Here is a 20,701-nt window from a genome sequence, read left to right on the forward strand (position 1 = left end):
ATGATGAAAATAAGACGTATCACACCCGGCAACCCGACTTCCGGCAAACGCTGCCCGGACTGTGGCTCTCACGACACCATCCCCTGGGCTGATGGCTGGATGTGCCGGGACTGCGGGTGTGAATGGGGCAAAGACAACGGCTATCTGTAGAAGGTGGGGCAATGGGATTCTGGAAGGCTGCCGGAAAACTCGCGGCTGAAGTGGCAAAAGACGCACTCAGCAGCGCACGTGAAGTAAAGGTGATACATGACCGCCTGGAAGACAAAAGCAGCGCTGAACTGAGAAAGATAACCACTGACGATGGTTTTTTCAGCAGCACTACCATCACGGAAAAGCGCCTGGCTCGCAGCATTCTGCGTAACCGGGACGACCGTTAATGACACCACAGGGCCGGGACAGGCCCTGTTTTTATTTCAGGAAATAAAAATGATGAAAAGGGTAAAACTTTCCACCTGTGCGAAATGGCTGGCGCTCGGCCTGCTTGTTGTGGTTAACAGCAGTTATGCTGCCTCCCGGGTGAAAACAGCGGCTCAGGCGATTCAGTGTCAGCCTGATACTCAGGAAAACGGCTACAACGGGACCTGTCCGTATCCTGCCGACCTTTACCGCGCCGACCCCGTCTGGAAAAAAGATATGGAATCGGCCTTACAGCAGGCGGGTATCCGTAACGTACTGGGACCGGATGGCAGTCTGAACGGGCCGGAAGAGACGCTGGAGCCCGTCACCGTCGGTGGCAGGCAATGGCTTCAGGGCTCGCTGTGTGAGCAGGGGAACTGTGGCGACCATTATCTGCGTTTTTTATATTCGCCGGGTACGCATCAGGTTCTGGGTTTCTACGTTGACGGTCAGGCACGCTGGGTCGGGAAACCACCGGCAGAAGAAGCGAAACTGCTGCGCGGCAATGCCGACGCCATCGCGGAGAAAACACCGTTACCGTCTGCCCTGCCCGCAGCACCTGCAGCGCCTGCGGACGGGGCACCGGCAGACACTATCTGGACCTTTAAGGGCGATGGCGGCAAATCGTTATGGCAGGTCTGTGGTGGTCAGAACAGCAGCTGTACCATTATCGCTAACACGAAGTATTACGTTGCTGTGCTGAACCGTAAATCCGCAACGGGTTGTGCTTTCGGTGATTTTTATGTCGCTGCCCGGGATACCGCATCATGGCAACAGTATGATACCGGCACCTGCAGCCCGGATGCGTATATCCGCAAGGGCAGCATCAACAACGGTCAGTATCTGTCCGTCGATATCGGTATCAACGGGGTGCTGGTGAAGCAGTTCCCGATTGGTTACTGGTCAATGCGCAAGGAATTTTCCGGTAGCCGACGCCCGTCGTGGTCAAAGGTTAAGGAAAAAAATCAGCAGCACTGAGAACACCAGCGATAAAACCAGTCATCAGGCCATGTTCCTTCGGGAGCATGGCCTTTCTGTTTTATACCATTCATCAGGAGTATTCCCATGCCAGATACTGGCAATCCACTGCTGCCCGATGGTTCGTTTACCCGCAGGCAGGCTGAAGCTATCGTGGCGGCGTACCAGAACGTCACCATCGAAGACGACCAGTCCGCCCATTTTCGGCTGGTCCTTCGTGACCGCGAAGGACAGTTACTCTGGCGGGCGTGGAATTTTGAACCCGACACCGGATTCTGGTTTAACCGCTATCTGCTCAGCCACGGCATTCCCAAAAGATAAATCACCGCGGGCACCGCCCTCATATCAGCCACAACCTCACAGGCCATGTACCCACAGGAGCATGGCTTTTTTGTTTATGCCGCAAAATCAACCAACGAAGGAAATTAACAATGCGACTCGCCAGCCGTTTTGGGCGGACAAACCAGATCCGCCGCGACCGACCGTTAACCCGCGAAGAACTGATGCAGCATGTTCCCAGCGTTTTCAGCGAAGACAAACACGACTCCCGCTCTGAGCGCTATTGCTACATACCGACGATAACCCTGCTGGATAACCTGCAGCGCGAAGGGTTTCACCCCTTTTTTGCCTGCCAGTCACGCGTTCGTGACCCTGAACGTCGGGAACACACTAAACATCTGCTTCGCTTACGTCGGGCGGGCCAGATAAATGGTCAGCATGTACCTGAAATCATTATTTTAAACAGCCACGATGGGGCATCGAGTTTTCAGTTACTTCCAGGAATATTCCGCAGCGTATGTACAAACAGCCTCGTCTGCGGACAGTCGTTTGGCGAAATCAGTGTTCCGCATCGCGGCGATATTGTCGGGAAAGTGATTGAAGGTGCTTACGAAGTGCTCAGCGTCTTTGACCGAGTGGAAGAGAAGCGAGATGCCATGCAGTCGCTGCTGCTACCTCCACCAGCACAACACGCGCTGGCAAACGCCGCACTGACGTATCGCTTTGGCGAAGAACACCAGCCGGTGACTGCCACACAGATCCTGACGCCGCGACGCAATGAAGATCGCCAGGACGACCTGTGGACGACCTACCAGAGGCTGCAGGAGAACCTGCTGAAAGGCGGCCTGCCCGGACGTACCGCACAGGGTAAACGTACCCATACCCGCACCATTAACGGCATCGACGGTGACGTAAAGTTAAACCGCGCGTTATGGGTGATGGCGGAGAACATGATGGATTTATTAAGCCAGTAGTCACCAGCACCACTCCACCAGCAATAAATTCTCAACCCGGTAGCTCCATTCAACGTATTCATGCATAAGGAAAAACTCAAATGACCAACAATACATTGCCACTGTTCACACCATCAGAATCTGTTCCCATTGCGGCTCAGCTGCAGATTACCACTACACAGGTCACCGATGAGAACCGCGTCAGCTTCTGGCCGCAGCACTTCGGCAACATACCGCAGTGGATAATCCTTGAGCCGACTGTCTTCGCCTGGATGGACCGCTTCTGCGCCGACTACAGCGGAGGTATCTGGAATTTTTATACGCTCAGCAACGGCGGCGCGTTTATGGCTCCTGAATCGGAGAACAATGAACCGTGGTCGCTGTTCAACACGATGAACGGCAACGGCGGTGAACTCAGTGCCGAAGCAGCCGGAATTGCCGTCTGTCTGATGGCATACAGTCACCACGCCTGCCGTACCGAATGCGACGCCATGACGGAACACTACTACCGTCTGAGAGACTACGCGCTCAATCACCCCGAATGCAGCACCATTATGTACATCATTGACTGAGGGAGGCGACGATGGAACACCAGTTACCGTTGTTTGCCCGTGAATTATCCCCTGCCGACCAGCAAACCATCAGGGAGGCATTAACCCTGCTGGAGTGCCAGCTACGTGAAACCGGCGCGTCATTTACTTCCAGCCATGCCGTCCGCGACTGGCTGCGCCTGCAGCTCGCGTCACTGGAGCGGGAAGAGTTTACCGCGCTCTTTCTCGATAACCAGCATCGCCTGATAGCCCACGAAACGCTATTTACCGGCACCATCAACCATACGCAGGTCCATCCCCGCGAAGTGGTGAAGGCCGGTCTGAAGCATAACTGCGCCGCTGTCATTGTCGCCCATAGCCATCCCTCCGGGGAGGCTGAACCCAGCAAGGCAGACCGTCAGGTCACTACGCGTATTCAGCAGGCGCTGGACCTGGTTGATATCCGCTTGCTGGACCACCTGGTGGTCGGCGGCATGGAGATCACCTCGTTTGCAGATCGTGGCTGGCTGTAGCACAACAGGAGAATAACCCAATGAAAATTATCAGTAAACGTCAGGCGATGGCGATATACCGCCAGTATCCGCAGTCCCGGTTGTTTCCCTTCTGCACGGGTAAATACAAATGGTCTGGCAGCATCTGCCACTACGCCGGACAGGAGGTTCAGGATATCAGCGGTGTGCTCGCGGTCTTCGCTGAACGCCGTCAGAGCCGCAACGGCCCCTATGTCGTATTACGCAGCGTCACGCTGAATTAACACACGTTTAAGGAAGGCTAAAATTGTCGAATGAAATACCGACAGTAAACCACGATATCACTGAACCCTGGTGGGGGCTTAAACGCAGTATCACGCCCTGTTTTGGCGCACGGCTGGTACAGGCGGGCAACCGTCTGCATTATCTCGCTGACCGGGCCAACATCACCGGACAGTTCAGCGACGCTGATTTACGGTATCTCGACCAGGCATTTCCACTGCTGCTCAAACAGCTTGAACTGATGCTCACCAGCGGTGAACTCAATCCCTGCCATCAGCACTGTGTCACGCTCTATGCAAAAGGGCTGACCTGCGAGGCCGACTCCCTCGGCTCGCATGGTTACGTATACCTGGCGATTTATCCGACACCAGCGGCAACCGCATAAAGCTTCTTACTACTTACCCTCGTTTTACCCATCAACAAAGAGATCCCACTATGCAAACCCAACCACTATCCTCAACTCAGGAGGCTACACCACGCCCGTCACCGGTGGAGATCTGGCAACGGCTTCTGAGCCACCTGTTGGATCGTCACTACGGTCTGACACTCAACGACACTCCGTTCGGCAACGATGGCGTGATTCAGGAGCATATCGACGCCGGTATCTCACTGTGCGACGCGGTGAATTTTATCGTGGAGAAATGCGATCTGGTACGAACCGACCGTCGCGGTTTGAACGCAGAAACACAGTCCCCTCTTCTCAGCAGTATCGATATTCTCCGCGCCCGCAAAGCCACCGGGTTGATGACCCGCAACGATTACAAAGTGGTGACCGACATCACCAACGGTAAATACCGCGAGGGGCAGCGATGAAGCTATCCCTCACAGTGGAAGCCGATACCATCAACGTTCTGGCCCTGAATGCGGGCCGGATCGCTGTGGATATTGACGGCATTGAACTGGCTGCGCTGATCGATGTGGTCTGTGATAACGGTTATTCCCTTCGCGTTGCTGACTCCCCCGGAAAGCTGGTAGTGGAAGATCCACTGCCGCCCGTCGCCCACATAAACTGCATCCAGTGCAGCACCGCGCATATCACGGCGGAAGACAATGCTCTGCTGTATGTCCTGTCGCACCAACATGAAGACTTTGGCGAATCGGAATGGATTAGCTATACCGGCTCTGGCTATCTGCTCCGTCTGAGTGCGTGGTCATTTCCGGTGTTAAGGTTAAAACGCCTCGGTCTGTCGAAAGCCTGCCGCCGGTTAGTGGTGACGCTGATGCGTCGCTACGCCGCTGGAATTATTCACCTGGATGCCTGTGGCGAAATGCTGCCTGGCTTTGTCACCTTCGACTGGTAACCTAACCTCACCATTAAGGAAAGCTCATGCCGGAATTAACCACCGAAGCGGCACTCAACGTTCTGATTGACTGGCTGCAGAACAACATCGATTGTGGGAACGTGATTATCTTCGACAACGACAATGACGACACTGATTCAGCCGTACTGCTGCCCTGGATTGTGATGGCGATTAGAGACGTTTGCGCTCTCCGATATCTTCAGCTTATGCATCAGGCCAGTACAGTTTAACCTCCAAACCGTACTCCTCACTTACCCATAAGCGCCAGTCCTCACCGACTGGCGTTTTGCTTTATATAAAGGGAATAAATGATATCAGACCTTACTCTCACCGAACCCGAAGTATTAATCAGCCACACCGATGTGATTTGCTCCACCAGCATTGAGCGTATTGTCACGGGACGTAATGTCGCTCTGGCGCAGATTGAAGCGCTGATACAGCAACTTGACGATGTCTCGACGCTGACCCGCAGTATTGGCGGCAAAACCGCGCTGGACTGGGCAATGAAGCAGGATTTTCGTTGCGGCTGCTGGTTGATGGAGAAAAGAGAAGCGGCGATGAAAGCCATTACCCGCAATCTCGATCACGGTATATGGCGGGATTTAATGAAGCGCTCAGGAATGCTGTCGATTATGGACGCTCAGGCTCGTGACCAGTGATACAACAGCCTGGAAAAGGACGACATACCAGCCGTCAGTGAAGAGAATATTCTGAGAACGTTCAAGCAATTACATCTGAATAAAGGCGAGGTGTTTGAACGCGGCGTCATTAACGTCTTCAAGGAGCTAAGCTGGGATTTCAAGACAAACTCGCCCTGCAAATTTGGTGCGAAAATCATCGTCACGGGACTGGTCAAATTCGACAGGTGGGGATTTGGGCTTAACTGGGGCTGGCAGCGTGACCGCTTAGCAGACCTTAAACGTATGCTAATGCTTCTGGATGGCAAGCCTGTCCCCGACCACCGCGCTGACGTTACCCGTCGGCTGGGAGACCATATCCATGAGAATAGGCACAGTAATCGTTATGAGGATGAGATGTTTGCGATCAAATACTTTCAGAAGGGGACGGCGCATATCACTTTCAGGCGACCTGAGCTGGTTGATAAGCTTAACGACATCATTGCCCGGCACTATCCGGGAGCGCTGGCGGCAAAGTAAAGTTGACTGTTATTGATAAAAATCACTTACACCAGCACTTACATGAAAAAAACTTGTTGGTGTAAGAAAAACAGAATCACATCGTAACAATATGAATTTAATGATGCCGATAAGAGGAGTCGAACCTCCGACCTTCGCATTACGAATGCGCTGCTCTACCAACTGAGCTATATCGGCCCTGATAAGGACATGCCCACGAATGCGAACACGGGGTAGAAGGTTAAAACTAACCGGGCGATGCGTCAATGGCCTTGTGAATCAAACGCCTAATTTTGCATCATCCGGTTTCAATTACGCACGAATCGTGTCGTGACAGGAATGCTTGTCCCCGGTCGGGTATGACTATAGCCAGCGGCGAACCTGTCGCTCAAAGCGCTCCCATTCCAGCTCGAAATGTTTTCGCAATTGTTCCTCTTCAAAATCAATATGCAATCTGGCAACCGCCAGCATAAACAGCGGTACAGCCACTACGCCAGCCGGACTGCCGATGAACAGAGCAAAGGCTAGCTGGAGTCCGCTCATACCAAGGTAGATCGGGTTGCGACTCCAGGCGTAACATCCGCCGGTAACAAGCGTGGTCGATTTATTTGCATGAAGCGGGTTCAGGGTCGTACGTTTCATCCGCATTTGCCATGCGGTATGCAGTATCATCCACAGACTAACACTGGCCAGTAATGCGCTTATCACGATATTTACCGCGCCAAATGTGAAACGTGAGCTCGCCGTCAACGCATCGGCAACGAGGAAAAGTACTAAGATGAGTGGCGGCGGAAACCAGGCTCTTAATTTTTGCAGGAAATGACGCATGGCTATGGACTAACCTCGGAAGCGGTTTGATTAACGCTGATACCGCTATAAATACCCTGTAAAAGACACATAAACAAACGATGCTTCATTCACTACAGGCTTTCGCCTTCACCAGACAGGCAGGATCTGTAGCACTAACCTCTGCAAAAATACCGGCATCAGAGGCATCCGCCCCTGATGTTCCCGACAGGTTTACGCTGAAAAAGTTGAATCCGACGCTGATTCAAACAGCCCTACAGACTGCTTGTAAAAACGCATAAAATCATCAAACATCACTGGCGGTAAAAATTGATAGCCCTGCAGGTAATCCACATTATTTTTCCCCAACCATTGCTGCTGATAGCCATATTCAACGCCTTCCGCCACCATGCGTAATCCCAGGAGCCCGGAAAGATGAATGATTGACTCGAGCATAGGGATATGTTGCTCAGCTTCTTTAATAGCCTTGATGAAAGTTTTATCAATTTTGATAACATCCAGGTCTAACTCATTGAGATAGCAGAGGTTAGCGTATCCCGTCCCAAAATCATCTAAAGCAAACAGAACCCCTCGGTTTCGCAACGATCGTATCAGCTCTTTGATGGCTGGAGTGATAGTGAGAGTCTGATTTTCGGTTATTTCAATCATTAATTTTATCGGTAGTCTTTGCGTTATCTCCATAAAGTTAAGGCATTCCCAATAAAAAACGGGATTACTTAAACCTGATGGACTGACATTAAAGGAGACGAATAGTGTTTTATTTATCCCCTCGCTTCCGTCGACCAGATTACGCGCAACGGTGGTCATTAAATAGCTCGTTAACTCATTCATTAAGCCACTTTTTTCAGCCAGAGGTATAAACTCACGCTGAGAAATCGCATAATTATGGCCCTGTGGCCATCGAGCCAAAACCTCAACGCCACAGACGTCCCCATTGATATTTACGATGGGCTGAAAATAAGGAATGATTTCTTCATTCCTTATTGCCATACTCAGTCGACCAGAATCTGAGACATCATATGCTTCGCCGTAAATTACATTCTCACCAGAATAATTGTTTGTCGGGTAACCTTCATGCAATAAATTATTCCTGGTTAAAAAAATGATGGTTTCATTAAAATGAGAAAATCCCAGGCGAGCGGTTATCCGTTCCCGATATCGATACACTGACTTAGTTGTTAGTGAGTTAGCAATACAAAAATCGTGCAACTTTTCTTTTGTGAATGATGCATACAACATTTCCTCTTCAAATTCAGTCAAATGAAAAGTAAACATCGTCGAACCTTTAGTGACCTCCACAACCTCATTGGGTGCCATTAAATTGGCTCTTAGCTGAGAAATCAATTGATCAGATAATTCTCGTCCATTAATGAAAGCATACTCCTCGTATCCTCGATTAACAGAACGAGTTTCATTCATCCGAAGAACAATACAGTTTATGTTGATAAACTGCGTGCTATTTCTCTGAAACCATTTCCTGACCAGGAGCAATGGTAACCGGTTATCGATCACCAGCAAACAGGACGGGTGTCGTGGAATAACTGACTGCGTACCAGAAATAAATGATCGCGCATCAACCAGTACCAGATTTGGCAGCCATGCTTTTATCCCTGAGAAAAGAAAAATATCATAACTGAGCAGAAAAACCTTTTTCATATTCATAGTTACCACCAACTTAAATTTATGGCATAGCAGGTCCCTCGTTATATACACGAGAGAATATACAATACCTTCAGCCTCCAGCAATTATAAGGCGGTTCGTGAACTAACTTTATCCATAAGTCATATCACGTAGTTTCAGATTTTATAATCACAATTATCCATATGCGTATTCCCATTAAATGGTAAATCCATTTTAAATATCGGAAAAGGAAAATTCCTAATTTTCACCAGTACAAATCCTTTTACTCATTTTCACCACGAGGCAAAATAAAAGACTACAAACATAAGAAACAACAAAACATACAACCACAAAAATCAAAATACTAACATATTACCTCGATTCATGCTGCCCGACAAACCATGAGCGTACGTCGCAGATCTCTTATCGCATAGACATTTCCGGCGATACGGATGACCTTATAATAGAAAATATCCTGTTGAGACATAAGCAGTTCGGTAATTTCATCGGGAACATTATCATTTTTGTTTTTGACGATAGCCTGGCGACGAGTTTGCAAATATCCGTCGCGGTCTTTGCCAATAAAATTCAGAACAACATTACGATCTACAGCATAGTGCTTACCTTGAATATTAAGGCTCCCTACCTGGGATACCCGCCCTTCGGTAGTGGAAGAAATACGAAAAACCAACAGAACTTCACCTTCAATTTTTACCCCCTGAGTTTGCGCCTGCAAATGAAGGTAATTCTTGGCAGAGCAGGTCAACGTCTCAGGTTCTTGATGGCGATAAAAAAAGTATGCTGTTATCACAGCAAGAAAGATCACCCCGCTAATAAAGATAATTTTCGCATTCACGGGCAACCCCTCCTTTATCCAGCGTACAGATCCCCAAAAAATTCTCTTTAAGATTATTACCTGCCGATAAATTATTATCATCATAAAAAACAATTGTTTTCTTGCCATTATGACAAATTGTATTTACTTTTCGCCACATATCAGAAGATAAAAATGCCTTCGTTTTATCAGCATTATTGTCATCGGCAGTATAAAGTTCACAATCACCTATTGCCCTGATATAGATAAAATTCGTGGTACCTGAGTTAAGAGCTGGCAATATCAAAACCGCGCTCCCAAGAAAAGCGAACAACAAAATGAACAGAAGAATATTTTTGCGTTTCGGTGTTGCGGGTGAATTCACCGTTTCTGTTACCGAACGAACAGGTACATCCCTACTGAAAGATGACTGTTCATCATTGACCGAAGCATGGAACAAAAATCCCTGCCGGGGCAACGTTTCAATGGGGTTTTCGGCCCCCAACTCACTAAATGCTTTTCGCAATATACTGATACTTTTATTAAGGCTATGACCCGATGGGGCCATGCCATGCTTCTTCCATACTTCTTCTATGATAAACTCACGGTGGAGTTGTTGATTTTTATAGGCAATGAATAGCTCAAGTAGTCTCGCTGTAGATGCCGAAAGGATTATTGTAGTATCGCGATGTTTCAGGCTTTTTCTGGTGGAATCGTACTCAACCTGATCATTAATTATACTTTTCATACTACCTGACTCTTAAATACCGTGACATGGAGTACAAATGACCAAAGTTTCATCTGTGCCAAGCTGATTACTGCATTGTATAAAGATAGTTACAGTATAGGTTCGATATCTAACCATGACATATCGGATCAGACTCAATACTTACTATTGATTGAGTTTGAAGCACCCCTGACCCACTGGAATGTATTTCTGCAACGCTACGATAAACTTTCGGTTTTTAGTTTTCAGCTCGCTGCTACGCCAGGTTTCACCCGGCAACACATAACGCATGGTGGCTTCATCATCGGTTGAGTTACACCCCTGGTGTACGATGATTTTAAAAAAAGTATTCCCGGTGTTTTTCAGTGTTCCGTTAGCCTCATCAATGGTGTAGGCCAGATTTATGTTTCTCGGGCGAACAACCAATATGGTGTCCATAGCGATCACCGGGAGAGCCTGCCCGCCTTTCCCTTGATTACGTTCAGTAAACAGCGTGATCGGCATTTCACGAAACAGAATTCGGTAATAGCGTTCTTTATCATCCTGCGGCCCACGGTAGAAAATCTTAAAAAACTCACTCGCCTGCGGAGCCAGTGAAAAATTCAGCGGAGTAAACAGAAGTTCGCCTTCAGCAATAGCACTTCTGTTTTCTCCTCCCGGTCCCGGCTTATCAATTTTTACTGCGCCGATACTGTATAAATTCTGTTTCTGGCTATCGTTATAGATTCGTTTACTGATAAATGATTTATCCGACGGCATCTCATAAATGGTCGACTCCAGGTAGACTGCCTGTGTAGAGAATGCTGTCAGACCGGAAAGTAGAATAAATACCCATCTAAGCGCCAGACGACGGCGGTTCATGGCGTCACTCCCACCCAATTCGCCGTGACTTTTATCTCTCCACTAGCGCTGACGACACCTTCCCAGTCAGCGCCGGAAACGGTTAACATCGAACGCGAATCATTCATTGGGAAAAGCAACTTTAAATCAGTAGCATAATAGCTTCCATCGTCATTGTTATTTGCGTCCCAGGGCGTCTGTTGCCACTGCGCATCTCTCATACTGACTGCCGCTTCACTGCAGCTATTTCGTTTTTGCACCACGCCCCCCGACTGACTGTTGTACTGCAGAAAAGCGGGAATGGGGACGGACAGCCCGCCTTGCGCAGACGTAAACAGACAGTAGGGCACACTGTTTATCGTCGTACTTTCCCCAATAACTTGCGCGGTGATACTGTCGGCCTGACGGGGGCCAGAGACGGTTACGGTGTAATCCATTTCTATAGGAGCGGCATCACCAATCGTGCCACTACCGCTCGCAGAAGCTGTGTTGTCCGAAGAGACGATACTGATCCCATACTCCTTCGGCACAATATTGAGCTGTAGCGAAGGGGTAAACTGGTAGTGTCCTGACTCTGGTGTTAAGCCATTATAAAAGCCGAAGGTAAAGGGCTGACTGTTAGTAATGCTGATCCCTGAATCGACAAGATTCTTCAAAAATGCTTTTGACAGAAAAATATAAATGTATTCTCCAGAGGTCGTAAAAACGTTGTAATAAGCAGTTGAAGTACCATAGTTATACCAGTTTGAACCATTCCCGGAGTATCTCACGGTGGCCGCTCCGGGCGTAAAACCTAGCATCGCCGTGTCGACAAAAGCGCGAAACGTCAAGGAGGCGGTCAGATTGGCCGTTTGTTGCAAGTTATAACTCACCATTTTGCAAATCACACCGTCAGTACCGCCCACCACGCCAAGTTCGCAATAACCAGAGTCTTTGGTGATGCTCGGCGTACCGTCGCTGGCAACCCAAAGCTCCTGAAATGCGTTAGTCGAGACAAGTGACAGATGACCGCGTTTAGTTAACGTGTAATTGACGTAATTCCATGATCCTGTCGATTGGTCTTTGCACCGTTGCCCGGAAGAATAATCATAATTCACAGAAGTATAACAGCGGTTGAACACATAGGTTTCGCTGCTACCGGTAGGCACATTGCGAAAGTACTCATAAGCAGTATCGGTCAGGGAAGCGAATCCGTAGGCGCCACCAATAACGCCTGCGACAGAGCCGACCTGCGCATGATAAAAACCGTTTTTGTCTGTGCCCAATCCGGCAATAAACCCGGTTGATGGACATTGAGTGCCACTATAACAACGGATTCCCCGGAAAGGCCCGTTAATCGGGGAGTTATCAATCCACATGTCCTGATAATAATTTCCAGGCGCAGTCCAGCCGACAAAACCTAAATACCCGAGACTGACCTGAGAGGTACCGTATTTTATCCACGTGTTTGATCCGCTGAAACGTGGATCAAGTGCCGATGGGGTAATAAAGTATTCACTATCAATGGCATTTTCGATAAACAAATAGTTATTACTGACTGATCCCGAAGAGATTGCATTCAACGCCAAAGCAGGCACAGGTGAAAAACTCCCTACGGTACAGATTACAGTAGCTAATTTAATCAATACTTTCATTTTATTACCTCTGCGCCATCGTGGTTTGCGTTGCACATTTCACATCACCAATCCACGCTGCGCCCCGTGCTTTTTCCAAATCAAGATCGGCTTCGCATATGCTGCCATTGGCTGAAATTAACGTGATGACCGGATACTTTTTATCGATATCAATAGCAAACTCACCCTTTTCATCCGTACGCGTTTTACCGATGTGGTTATGGATATCGGTATTTGCAGCCAACTGCCCATCGGGATAACGAATGCGCCCGAATACGGTGACCATGCTTTTCACTTCAGGGTTGATAACACCCACATTACCCGGATATAGCGTCAGCTCCTGTTTGCGTCCTGAAACAATATCGAAGCTGTCCTCAGAGTTTTTATCATTGAGGATTTCCAGCTTGTACTGAGCATAGGGCGGCAGTGCAATGAAATTTGATTTACCGCTGAGAAGATAGTTGCGGTTATTAATCTTCGCAGCCAGTTTCCCTTCGCCGGTCAAATCTGTTTTCACAATGATGCCGGACCGCTGCCGCTCTTTACTCAGGCCGAAATCTTTACCTGCCCACGCCAGAGAACCCTGGGAAGAGAAGTTCATATTGGTGGAGTTGTCAGCAGAACGCGTTACCGATACGGTGCCGGCGTTATATTTCGTGTCATAACTCAAATTGCCGTTTACCGAATAATTATTGTCGTAATACTGTTCACCACTCAGACGCGTTGATGCCGACAATCCGACCGATTTAATCGGGCCCTCAGCATACTGCTTGCGCGCGCTAAGATTACCCTGAGTACTGCCATAGCGATCCCGGGAGACGCCCATGCTCAACCAGGATGCCAACGGCAACGATAAATCCAGACTGACATAACGTTCCTGTCGCCCATCGTCATTCCGGTTGTTGTAGTAATAACGCTGAATACCTGCACGCAACCCAACCGTGGCATACCTGCCTGAATAAAGGGTCGTGCTGTAGTCCAGATTACGATATTTATTTCCCGAGTAGCGATTCTCCGTCTGACTCACGGTGAGCGAGCCGCCATGAGGAATAAACTTTCCGAGGTTAAGAGTCCCGCCAATGGAATAATTATCACGCTCCTGCATGGGCAGACGATCGCCAATTTTACTGTCTTCACGAGATGCCCAAAGGGAACCGTATCCCTCAGGTACATTAAGGTTGATGTTACTGATATTTCGCCATGACGAATCGTTCGCCACCAGCGTCTGATTGCCAATGCTTACGTATTCATTCACATTGAGCGTGACATCCGTTTCATTAACCGCATTGTTGTCAAAACCGTAGAGCGTGGACTTCAGGCCCAGCCCCGACAATATCGCCAGCGTCACCGATGCGGCCCCCCCGGCAATCCAGGTCTGCTCGCTGCCCAAATCCTGATAATGATTTCGCTTATAACTCACACGGTCATAATCCAGTGAACCACCAAACAGCTGCCACGAGAGCTGATCAATCCCGGCAGCTTGCTGGCGGGCAAAGATTTTATTAACCCTGCTGATACGACTATTAATTGTCCGGCCATTGACCACGATATCTACCGTGACGTCATAAACACCATACGGAAAACGACTGGTATCAATTTCATAACTGCCCATATTAAAGTTCTGCACGCTGAGCAAACGCCCATCACGGAAGACATGAACCTCGCCAGCGGCTGGCAAAAATACGGTAATCGGCGTAAGTGAAAGCGCGGTATTCTCAACAACCGTACTTCCTTTGTTTCCGTAGCTCACACCGTAAATTTTCCCGCCATTCAGTGCATTCAGGCTGGCAATAGACTGGACATTCCAGGTGTCGAGCATCCCGAGCGCCAGTCGATAACCGTCATAATCACGCTCATACATCGCACGATAAAGTTTGCTGGTGCCGTTGCTGTCGCCGATGCCGTAAAACGAACCGTTAATGTTGATATGGTGCTCACGCAGCGATGTTGTGTTGTCAACCGTCAGATAGCTGCGGGTACTGCTGCCATTATGATAATCGTTGTAGTAGGTACCAAAGTTATAGTTCAGGACGTTAGAGAGAGACTCCACGCTGGAAGGTCCAAGCAGGCTACTGCGTGCGACAATCGCTTCAGTTAACGCATCTTTGCTGACAATCATCTCCAGGTGAAATGAAGAGACGTTGAGCTGCAGGCGTGCATTGTCCGATAGCTCGATATTGGTGTTATCGTGAAATTTCACATCACGAATTTTTTCTACCAACGCACGAGTTTTTCCAGATAACACGGCATTATTAGGCAATTCAGCAAGAGTCAGGGCTTTAACTGTAATATTGCCATCAACAAGCGAAATCACCGCATCGGCAATTTTTTGCTGACTTTTCTCGTCAGTCTCGTTGTAACGAATATATACCGGCACCGTCATTCCCTGCTCCAGTGAACGGGCGAAAGCACTGGGAATAACGTAATTACCCACTTTTACTGGGGCTGCATGTGAAGTTCCTGGTGTCAGCGCAAGAAAAAGACAAATGCTACCGCCGACAATATTTATTGTTGTCATATGCATCCTTACATTCCGGTATTTTTATTTATCCCGTACAGATGGCTGCAATCGACCATCACTTCACTGTAATAAACTGCTTACCGTGCCAGATACCGATGCGTGAACGGCTATTGCTGATGTCGGTAAACTGTAATTTTATTTTCGTACCCGGCATAATGTAATAACGTTCGCGACAACCTCGTCCCTGATCGCGAGCCTTATCCTTACAGGCGCCATAGGCGATCACACGAAACGAAACATTGCCAGTATTGGTAATAACATCGCCATTGCGGCTATATTCAAAACGCTCTTTTCGCGGAGCGACCACCAGAATAGTGCCAATTTCTGCCGACGCTGTTGCAACCGCCATTTTATTCGCCCGGGTTTCCGCGCTCTCGGTGACCGGCTCATCTATCCATTGCAGACGATAATAACGTTCGAGATCATCTGCTGGTCCTTTATAAAAGAAGCGAAAAACATCCTTTGCCTGACCAGGAAGAATAAGATTGGCAGGTGTAGAAAGTAACTCTCCGGAATTAACAGGCTTTATTTCGACTCCCCCCGCCAAAGGTGATGACAATTGTTTTACCGAAACACTGACATAACGCGCCGCATCAGTTGTATTAGTAATTTCTTTCGATAATGAACTCTCAGCAGAAGTCATTATCGATGTGATTTCACCCACATTAATTGCCCATCCGGGAAAAGATGCTACTAACCCTACCAACATCGCTGTCGGTAAATATTTTTTCATGACGCCATTCCTGATAAATTCGGGAGAAAAAATTCTCCCGAATTTTTATTACTTAGGCAGACGGAGTCGTCCAGGTTGCATTAAACTGTACTTTTACATCGCCGGTCCAATAGCCGTCTGGCAGAGCAGAGTAATCCGTTACTGCCTGGCTACCATCAGAAGTCGCTGACGCGATGGTGAATTTGAAGTTGGATTGATCGCTGACACGAGCAGCACCGTTATAAGCGCCATCAGCCATCAGGCTTTCAAGACCAGAAGTCGAACTGGAGTTAACCAGGACAGTATCTGATGAATTAGTCAGCGCGGTGCCATTCCATGCCACCCCTACGTTCAGGGTAGATGCATCGCCACTGGCGTTGGTCAGCGTGTTACTAATGATCTGAGCAGTCAGCTCAAAATCAGTTGCCGTTTCCTGACCCTGAATAGTCACATCAAAAGCACCGTCCTGAGAGTTGAAGGCGTTCAGTCCTTCAGCATACTGGAAAGTCAAAGAGTTCAGCGGAGTGACAACCAACATGCTGGTGGTATCTTTTGTTGCCGTCGCGTCCCACGAGGCAGTTGCAGAAGCAGTAACGTCTGCCATTGCATTTGCTGCAACAAATACAGAAGCCAGAGAGGTTACTAATAATAATTTTTTCATTTTTATCTTCTCCTAAGAACAAACTCACCACCGAGTCTTATTTTTAAATCACTCCAGCGGTTCCATTAATTGCGAGCCAGAATTGCCGCGCCAAAAAATTATCATTTGAATTAAGTAACATCTCAACAAACCCCGAAACGCAAAAATTACAAAAAACTAAGAATTTTCCCACCAAAAAATCTATCTAAGAAGTTTCCTAAGACGCAATTACTTAAAATATGCCATGTTTCAGAATTATCATCCACACAAATAAGTAATACCAAACAATTCATCTTTTTTATGTTTTTGATAAATATCAAAAAGATCATACAAATAGCACCTAAGCAAAACCCTTACAAAACATAAAGATAATTAACACCTCCATATTTTCTCTATAATGCTTATTATTTGTTGCAATTATGCTAAATTTTTAACTTCACAAGAAAATTCTCATAAAATATTCATATATGAGGGAATATTCTTATAAAATAAGCACTAATCTGGAGGATTAGTATTCGAATTGATAATTATTTCACAAAAATAAAACCAGGAATTTTCCATATAAAAAGAATATTCCTGGAATATCAAGATTTATATAACGTTCAACCATGAGAGATTTAGCTGAAACCTTTTAATCCCAAATAACTATTAAGTGTTACCGTACGCACTCGATGTAGGGTAATCAAATTTTGTTGTTCGAGGGATTTTAATGAGCGGCTAACAGTTTCAATTTTAAGGTCAAGATAACTGGCAATTTCCTCCCGGGAGAATGGCAAGTGTAGCGTCGTTTCTGGCCTGCCAATACGTAAATGCATCTCGTAAAATTCCACCAGAAAAGCAGCGATCCTGGCCTCAGCATGTTTATTCGCATAGCGCCGCAGTTTTTCAACAATGAATCCATTGTCCCTGCAGAGAAACTTGATGACTGCGGCAGCAACCGACGGATCCTTTTCTGCTACTTTGAACAACCGCGCAATATCGATATGACATACCTCCGCAGCCGTTGCCGCCTTAATCGTTGTCAGGTACTTCCCCCCTTCGACAGCATCCAGCGCCATGATATCTCCCGGAACATAAAAGCGACTGATAAAATCGTTATCACCGCATTCCACGCTGGACTTGCAGTATCCCTCGTGAATAACAAAAAGCATGTTTGCGGCTTCATCCTGCCTGGCGAGTATCTCCCCTGCTTTAAACCTTCTTCTTTTGTCTATTAATCGGTGTTGATTATCACGATCAATTGCCGCTCCCTTTGGACACAGTGAACAATGGCGGGGGGGAAACGGGTTGCCGAGCGGCACAACAGGAATGCGATGTTTGTGAATATCCGATTTCACGCAACAACTCCTCATAAAAATGAGACTGATTCTAATAGATCGGGCCATGGGAACAATACGTGAACTGAAGACCAGGAAAATTCATGCTGGCGGGGAAAATTCTGTGATACATCGCCTTTATGGCGCAGGGACGCATGGGTCAAAACCAGACTGATGATGTTAAAACGCAGGATAGAAAAAATGTGGCAGTGGAGTGAAGGTTAGAATTAACTGGGCGATGCCTTAATAGCCTTGAAAATCAGAGTGCTATTATGGCATCGCCCGTTTTCAATTACGCACGGATCGTGTCGTCGCCGAAGCCAACCCATTTGTATGTAGTCAGTGCTTCCAGCCCCATTGGGCCACGCGCGTGTAATTTTTGCGTGCTAACTGCCACTTCCGCCCCGAGCCCAAACTGACCGCCATCGGTAAAACGGGTGGAGGCGTTCACATACACAGCGGAAGAATCGACTTCATTCACAAAACGATCGGCGTTGCGTAGCGTACGCGTCAGGATCGCATCGGAATGCTGGGTACCATGCTCGCGGATGTGGGCGATGGCATCATCCAGGCTGGTGACGATTTTCACGTTCAGATCCAGCGATAAAAACTCATCGTCATACTGTTCCTCTTTTACCGCTACGACGTTTGCCGGTCTGGCCTGCAACGCGGCAAGCGCAGCATCATCTGCATGAAGCGTCACGCCGCTTTCTGCCATTTGCTGGCTTAGAGCAGGCAGGAAGCGCTCAGCGATACTCTGATTCACCAACAGTGTTTCGACAGTATTACACGTGCTCGGACGCTGGGTTTTGGCGTTAACGATAATCTTCAGTGCCGGGGCGATCTCCGCCGTGTCATCTACATAGATATGACATACGCCAATACCACCGGTGATAACCGGGATAGTCGACTGCTCACGACACAGCTTGTGCAGCCCTGCGCCACCGCGAGGGATCAGCATATCGATGTACTTATCCATCCGCAGCATTTCAGTGACCAGCGCACGATCCGGGTTATCAATCGACTGCACCGCGGCAGCCGGTAAACCGCAGGCTTGCAGCGCATGCTGGATCACCGCAACAGTGGCGGCATTCGTCCGGTACGTCTCTTTTCCTCCGCGCAGGATCGCTGCATTGCCCGTTTTCAGGCACAGCGAAGCCACATCAACGGTGACATTAGGACGCGCTTCATAAATCACGCCAATCACGCCCAGCGGCACGCGACGACGCTCCAGACGCAGACCGCTATCCAGCAGACCACCGTCAATCACCTGCCCGACCGGGTCAGCGAGATTACACACCTGGCGTACGTCGTCTGCGATGGCTTTCAGGCGTGCCGGGGTCAGTGCGAGGCGATCAAGCATCGCTTCGCTCAGGCCATTTTCACGCGCCTGTTCAACATCCTGTGCGTTCGCGCTGAGGATGCTTTCCGTTTGCGCTTCCAGCTCATCAGCGATTGTTTCCAGCACGCGGTTTTTTTCGCGGCTGGAGAGTAGCGCCAGCTTATATGACGCAGCTTTGGCAGCAATGCCCATTTGTTCCAGCATATGCCTGTTCCTTAACGGGTAATCATATCGTCGCGATGGACAGCAACCGGACCGTATTCGTAGCCCAGGATGGTGTCGATCTGTTGTGAGTGATGTCCGGCAATACGGCGCAGCGCATCGCTGTTATAGCGGGTGACGCCGTGGGCAATATCGCGCCCTTCGAGATTGCAGATGCGGATCACTTCACCACGAGAAAAGTTGCCTGTCACGCTTTTAATCCCTTTTGGCAGTAATGAGCTGCCGCGTTCCAGAATCGCTGCGGTAGCACCCTCATCGACGGTAATTTCCCCGGCAGGCGGCGCGCCAAAGATCCAGCGTTTACGGTTCTCCAGTGGAGAAGCCTGAGCATGAAAACGCGTCCCAACGGAAACGCCTTCCATCACGTCGCCAATCACGCCCGGTTTGCTGCCTGCGGCAATTATGGTGTCGATCCCAGCGCGGCAGGCCACGTCGGCGGCCTGTAATTTAGTCCCCATACCACCGGTTCCCAGACCAGAGACGCTGTCTCCGGCAATGGCGCGCAGCGCATCATCAATACCGTGCACGTCTTTGATAAGCTCCGCCTGCGGATTGGTGCGCGGATCGGCGGTAAACAGCCCCTGCTGATCGGTCAGCAGCAGCAGCTTATCGGCTCCGGCAAGGATCGCCGCCAGCGCCGAAAGATTGTCGTTGTCACCGACTTTAATTTCAGCGGTCGCCACCGCATCGTTCTCATTGATGACCGGAACAATGTTGTTATCCAGCAGCGCGCGCAGCGTATCGCGGGCGTTGAGGAAGCGCTCTCTGTCTTCCATATCCGCACGCGTTAGCAGCATCTGCCCGATATGAATACCGTATATCGAGAACAGCTGTTCCCACAGTTGAATCAATCGGCTCTGCCCTACCGCCGCCAACAGCTGTTTCGAAGCTATCGTTGCCGGGAGCTCAGGGTAACCAAGATGCTCACGTCCGGCGGCAATCGCGCCCGAAGTAACGATAACAATACGATGTCCTGCGACGTGGAGCTGTGCGCACTGGCGAACCAGTTCTACGATATGGGCGCGGTTCAGGCGGCGCGATCCGCCCGTTAACACACTGGTGCCAAGTTTTACCACCAGCGTCTGGCTGTCACTCATGATTCTCTGCCATTCAAAATTGGGGAAAATGATATCAAACGAACGTTTTAGCAGGACTGGCCCCGGTTGCCAACAGCCAGCGC

General features: G+C 48.8%; 24 protein-coding genes, 1 tRNA gene and 1 pseudogene. 13 read left to right on the forward strand and 13 right to left on the reverse strand.

All coding sequences use genetic code 11. The annotated features are described in order from the left end of the window. The 13 genes and pseudogenes from G8S19_RS17770 to G8S19_RS17830 all read left to right on the forward strand — a co-directional run bounded on the left by G8S19_RS17770 (position 1) and on the right by G8S19_RS17830 (position 6,367). On the forward strand, positions 1-150 hold the full coding sequence (locus G8S19_RS17770; RefSeq protein WP_001458941.1) for a hypothetical protein: 150 nt from the start codon (positions 1-3) through the stop codon (positions 148-150). Between the two features lie 11 nt (positions 151-161). Then, positions 162-377 (forward strand): hypothetical protein, encoded by a 216-nt coding sequence (locus tag G8S19_RS17775; RefSeq protein WP_023567991.1) that lies wholly within the window; start codon positions 162-164, stop codon positions 375-377. 49 nt (positions 378-426) lie between these two features. Further along, positions 427-1,374, forward strand: a complete 948-nt coding sequence (locus tag G8S19_RS17780; protein WP_023567992.1) for an Ivy family c-type lysozyme inhibitor — start codon at positions 427-429, stop codon at positions 1,372-1,374. An 87-nt stretch (positions 1,375-1,461) separates the two neighbouring features. Next, positions 1,462-1,695, forward strand: coding sequence for a DUF905 domain-containing protein (locus tag G8S19_RS17785; protein WP_023567993.1), 234 nt, complete (start codon positions 1,462-1,464; stop codon positions 1,693-1,695). Positions 1,696-1,805: 110 nt separating this feature from the next. Further along, on the forward strand, positions 1,806-2,627 hold the full coding sequence (locus G8S19_RS17790; protein ID WP_023567994.1) for a DUF932 domain-containing protein: 822 nt from the start codon (positions 1,806-1,808) through the stop codon (positions 2,625-2,627). Between the two features lie 80 nt (positions 2,628-2,707). Beyond that, positions 2,708-3,178: an antirestriction protein gene (locus G8S19_RS17795; RefSeq protein WP_023567995.1), complete on the forward strand. Its 471-nt coding sequence runs from the start codon at positions 2,708-2,710 to the stop codon at positions 3,176-3,178. 11 nt (positions 3,179-3,189) lie between these two features. After that, on the forward strand, positions 3,190-3,669 hold the full coding sequence (gene radC, locus G8S19_RS17800; protein ID WP_023567996.1) for a DNA repair protein RadC: 480 nt from the start codon (positions 3,190-3,192) through the stop codon (positions 3,667-3,669). Positions 3,670-3,689: 20 nt separating this feature from the next. Then, entirely contained in the window at positions 3,690-3,911 is a 222-nt protein-coding gene (locus G8S19_RS17805) for a DUF987 domain-containing protein (RefSeq protein ID WP_023567997.1), read from the forward strand. 23 nt (positions 3,912-3,934) lie between these two features. Further along, positions 3,935-4,294 carry a type IV toxin-antitoxin system YeeU family antitoxin gene (locus tag G8S19_RS17810; RefSeq protein WP_023567998.1) on the forward strand — a complete coding sequence of 120 codons (360 nt, stop codon included), beginning with the start codon at positions 3,935-3,937 and terminating at the stop codon, positions 4,292-4,294. Between the two features lie 50 nt (positions 4,295-4,344). Beyond that, positions 4,345-4,722: a TA system toxin CbtA family protein gene (locus tag G8S19_RS17815; protein ID WP_023567999.1), complete on the forward strand. Its 378-nt coding sequence runs from the start codon at positions 4,345-4,347 to the stop codon at positions 4,720-4,722. Next, positions 4,719-5,210, forward strand: coding sequence for a DUF5983 family protein (locus G8S19_RS17820; RefSeq protein WP_023568000.1), 492 nt, complete (start codon positions 4,719-4,721; stop codon positions 5,208-5,210). Before G8S19_RS17815 ends, G8S19_RS17820 begins: the two co-directional genes overlap by 4 nt. A 26-nt stretch (positions 5,211-5,236) precedes the next feature. Then, the gene (locus G8S19_RS17825) at positions 5,237-5,440 is read left to right on the forward strand and encodes a DUF957 domain-containing protein (protein WP_023568001.1); all 204 of its coding nucleotides are present in this window, start codon (positions 5,237-5,239) and stop codon (positions 5,438-5,440) included. An 81-nt stretch (positions 5,441-5,521) separates the two neighbouring features. Continuing rightward, positions 5,522-6,367, forward strand: a pseudogene (locus tag G8S19_RS17830) (DUF4942 domain-containing protein). Between the two features lie 104 nt (positions 6,368-6,471). Here the strand turns inward: G8S19_RS17830 and G8S19_RS17835 are convergent. The 13 genes from G8S19_RS17835 to proB form a co-directional block, all read right to left on the reverse strand. Next, positions 6,472-6,544, reverse strand: a tRNA-Thr gene (locus tag G8S19_RS17835). Between the two features lie 165 nt (positions 6,545-6,709). After that, positions 6,710-7,174 carry an isoprenylcysteine carboxylmethyltransferase family protein gene (locus G8S19_RS17840; protein ID WP_124020706.1) on the reverse strand — a complete coding sequence of 155 codons (465 nt, stop codon included), beginning with the start codon at positions 7,172-7,174 and terminating at the stop codon, positions 6,710-6,712. 192 nt (positions 7,175-7,366) lie between these two features. Next, complete coding sequence (locus G8S19_RS17845; protein ID WP_116360953.1) at positions 7,367-8,815, reverse strand: EAL domain-containing protein; 1,449 nt, start codon at positions 8,813-8,815, stop codon at positions 7,367-7,369. A 341-nt stretch (positions 8,816-9,156) separates the two neighbouring features. Then, a complete protein-coding gene (locus G8S19_RS17850; protein WP_121584245.1) occupies positions 9,157-9,630 on the reverse strand; it encodes a hypothetical protein in 474 nt (157 codons plus the stop codon). Next, positions 9,605-10,336, reverse strand: coding sequence for a winged helix-turn-helix domain-containing protein (locus tag G8S19_RS17855; RefSeq protein ID WP_061067348.1), 732 nt, complete (start codon positions 10,334-10,336; stop codon positions 9,605-9,607). The genes G8S19_RS17850 and G8S19_RS17855 overlap by 26 nt, the downstream gene beginning before the upstream one ends. Before the next feature lie 144 nt (positions 10,337-10,480). Beyond that, complete coding sequence (locus G8S19_RS17860) at positions 10,481-11,176, reverse strand: fimbria/pilus periplasmic chaperone (protein ID WP_043015294.1); 696 nt, start codon at positions 11,174-11,176, stop codon at positions 10,481-10,483. Then, positions 11,173-12,789 carry a hypothetical protein gene (locus tag G8S19_RS17865; protein ID WP_061067347.1) on the reverse strand — a complete coding sequence of 539 codons (1,617 nt, stop codon included), beginning with the start codon at positions 12,787-12,789 and terminating at the stop codon, positions 11,173-11,175. The genes G8S19_RS17860 and G8S19_RS17865 overlap by 4 nt, the downstream gene beginning before the upstream one ends. A gap of 4 nt (positions 12,790-12,793) precedes the next feature. Then, positions 12,794-15,286, reverse strand: a complete 2,493-nt coding sequence (locus G8S19_RS17870) for a CS1-pili formation C-terminal domain-containing protein (protein WP_124020705.1) — start codon at positions 15,284-15,286, stop codon at positions 12,794-12,796. A 58-nt stretch (positions 15,287-15,344) separates the two neighbouring features. Further along, on the reverse strand, positions 15,345-16,022 hold the full coding sequence (locus tag G8S19_RS17875; RefSeq protein WP_061067346.1) for a hypothetical protein: 678 nt from the start codon (positions 16,020-16,022) through the stop codon (positions 15,345-15,347). A gap of 52 nt (positions 16,023-16,074) precedes the next feature. Continuing rightward, on the reverse strand, positions 16,075-16,662 hold the full coding sequence (locus G8S19_RS17880; protein ID WP_061067345.1) for a common pilus major fimbrillin subunit EcpA: 588 nt from the start codon (positions 16,660-16,662) through the stop codon (positions 16,075-16,077). Positions 16,663-17,258: 596 nt separating this feature from the next. Further along, complete coding sequence (locus G8S19_RS17885) at positions 17,259-17,978, reverse strand: Crp/Fnr family transcriptional regulator (protein WP_061067344.1); 720 nt, start codon at positions 17,976-17,978, stop codon at positions 17,259-17,261. A gap of 271 nt (positions 17,979-18,249) precedes the next feature. After that, the gene (gene proA, locus G8S19_RS17890; protein WP_124020704.1) at positions 18,250-19,503 is read right to left on the reverse strand and encodes a glutamate-5-semialdehyde dehydrogenase; all 1,254 of its coding nucleotides are present in this window, start codon (positions 19,501-19,503) and stop codon (positions 18,250-18,252) included. Positions 19,504-19,514: 11 nt separating this feature from the next. Then, positions 19,515-20,618 (reverse strand): glutamate 5-kinase, encoded by a 1,104-nt coding sequence (gene proB / locus G8S19_RS17895; protein WP_124020703.1) that lies wholly within the window; start codon positions 20,616-20,618, stop codon positions 19,515-19,517. Positions 20,619-20,701 lie beyond the last annotated feature (83 nt).

Origin of the sequence: Citrobacter sp. SX206 (assembly GCF_024181025.1) — a bacterium.
Lineage (GTDB): Bacteria > Pseudomonadota > Gammaproteobacteria > Enterobacterales > Enterobacteriaceae > Citrobacter > Citrobacter youngae.

What these genes read in the sequence shown, in the direction of transcription:
- G8S19_RS17845 (WP_116360953.1), bottom strand. Translation starts at nt 8,815, where the DNA reads ATGAATATGAAAAAGGTTTTTCTGCTCAGTTATGATATTTTTCTTTTC.
- G8S19_RS17875 (WP_061067346.1), bottom strand. Translation starts at nt 16,022, where the DNA reads ATGAAAAAATATTTACCGACAGCGATGTTGGTAGGGTTAGTAGCATCT.
- proB (WP_124020703.1), bottom strand. Translation starts at nt 20,618, where the DNA reads ATGAGTGACAGCCAGACGCTGGTGGTAAAACTTGGCACCAGTGTGTTA.
- G8S19_RS17855 (WP_061067348.1), bottom strand. Translation starts at nt 10,336, where the DNA reads ATGAAAAGTATAATTAATGATCAGGTTGAGTACGATTCCACCAGAAAA.
- G8S19_RS17865 (WP_061067347.1), bottom strand. Translation starts at nt 12,789, where the DNA reads ATGAAAGTATTGATTAAATTAGCTACTGTAATCTGTACCGTAGGGAGT.
- G8S19_RS17790 (WP_023567994.1), top strand. Translation starts at nt 1,806, where the DNA reads ATGCGACTCGCCAGCCGTTTTGGGCGGACAAACCAGATCCGCCGCGAC.
- G8S19_RS17775 (WP_023567991.1), top strand. Translation starts at nt 162, where the DNA reads ATGGGATTCTGGAAGGCTGCCGGAAAACTCGCGGCTGAAGTGGCAAAA.
- G8S19_RS17820 (WP_023568000.1), top strand. Translation starts at nt 4,719, where the DNA reads ATGAAGCTATCCCTCACAGTGGAAGCCGATACCATCAACGTTCTGGCC.
- G8S19_RS17805 (WP_023567997.1), top strand. Translation starts at nt 3,690, where the DNA reads ATGAAAATTATCAGTAAACGTCAGGCGATGGCGATATACCGCCAGTAT.
- proA (WP_124020704.1), bottom strand. Translation starts at nt 19,503, where the DNA reads ATGCTGGAACAAATGGGCATTGCTGCCAAAGCTGCGTCATATAAGCTG.
- radC (WP_023567996.1), top strand. Translation starts at nt 3,190, where the DNA reads ATGGAACACCAGTTACCGTTGTTTGCCCGTGAATTATCCCCTGCCGAC.
- G8S19_RS17815 (WP_023567999.1), top strand. Translation starts at nt 4,345, where the DNA reads ATGCAAACCCAACCACTATCCTCAACTCAGGAGGCTACACCACGCCCG.
- G8S19_RS17785 (WP_023567993.1), top strand. Translation starts at nt 1,462, where the DNA reads ATGCCAGATACTGGCAATCCACTGCTGCCCGATGGTTCGTTTACCCGC.
- G8S19_RS17825 (WP_023568001.1), top strand. Translation starts at nt 5,237, where the DNA reads ATGCCGGAATTAACCACCGAAGCGGCACTCAACGTTCTGATTGACTGG.
- G8S19_RS17840 (WP_124020706.1), bottom strand. Translation starts at nt 7,174, where the DNA reads ATGCGTCATTTCCTGCAAAAATTAAGAGCCTGGTTTCCGCCGCCACTC.
- G8S19_RS17870 (WP_124020705.1), bottom strand. Translation starts at nt 15,286, where the DNA reads ATGACAACAATAAATATTGTCGGCGGTAGCATTTGTCTTTTTCTTGCG.
- G8S19_RS17770 (WP_001458941.1), top strand. Translation starts at nt 1, where the DNA reads ATGATGAAAATAAGACGTATCACACCCGGCAACCCGACTTCCGGCAAA.
- G8S19_RS17780 (WP_023567992.1), top strand. Translation starts at nt 427, where the DNA reads ATGATGAAAAGGGTAAAACTTTCCACCTGTGCGAAATGGCTGGCGCTC.
- G8S19_RS17880 (WP_061067345.1), bottom strand. Translation starts at nt 16,662, where the DNA reads ATGAAAAAATTATTATTAGTAACCTCTCTGGCTTCTGTATTTGTTGCA.
- G8S19_RS17860 (WP_043015294.1), bottom strand. Translation starts at nt 11,176, where the DNA reads ATGAACCGCCGTCGTCTGGCGCTTAGATGGGTATTTATTCTACTTTCC.
- G8S19_RS17795 (WP_023567995.1), top strand. Translation starts at nt 2,708, where the DNA reads ATGACCAACAATACATTGCCACTGTTCACACCATCAGAATCTGTTCCC.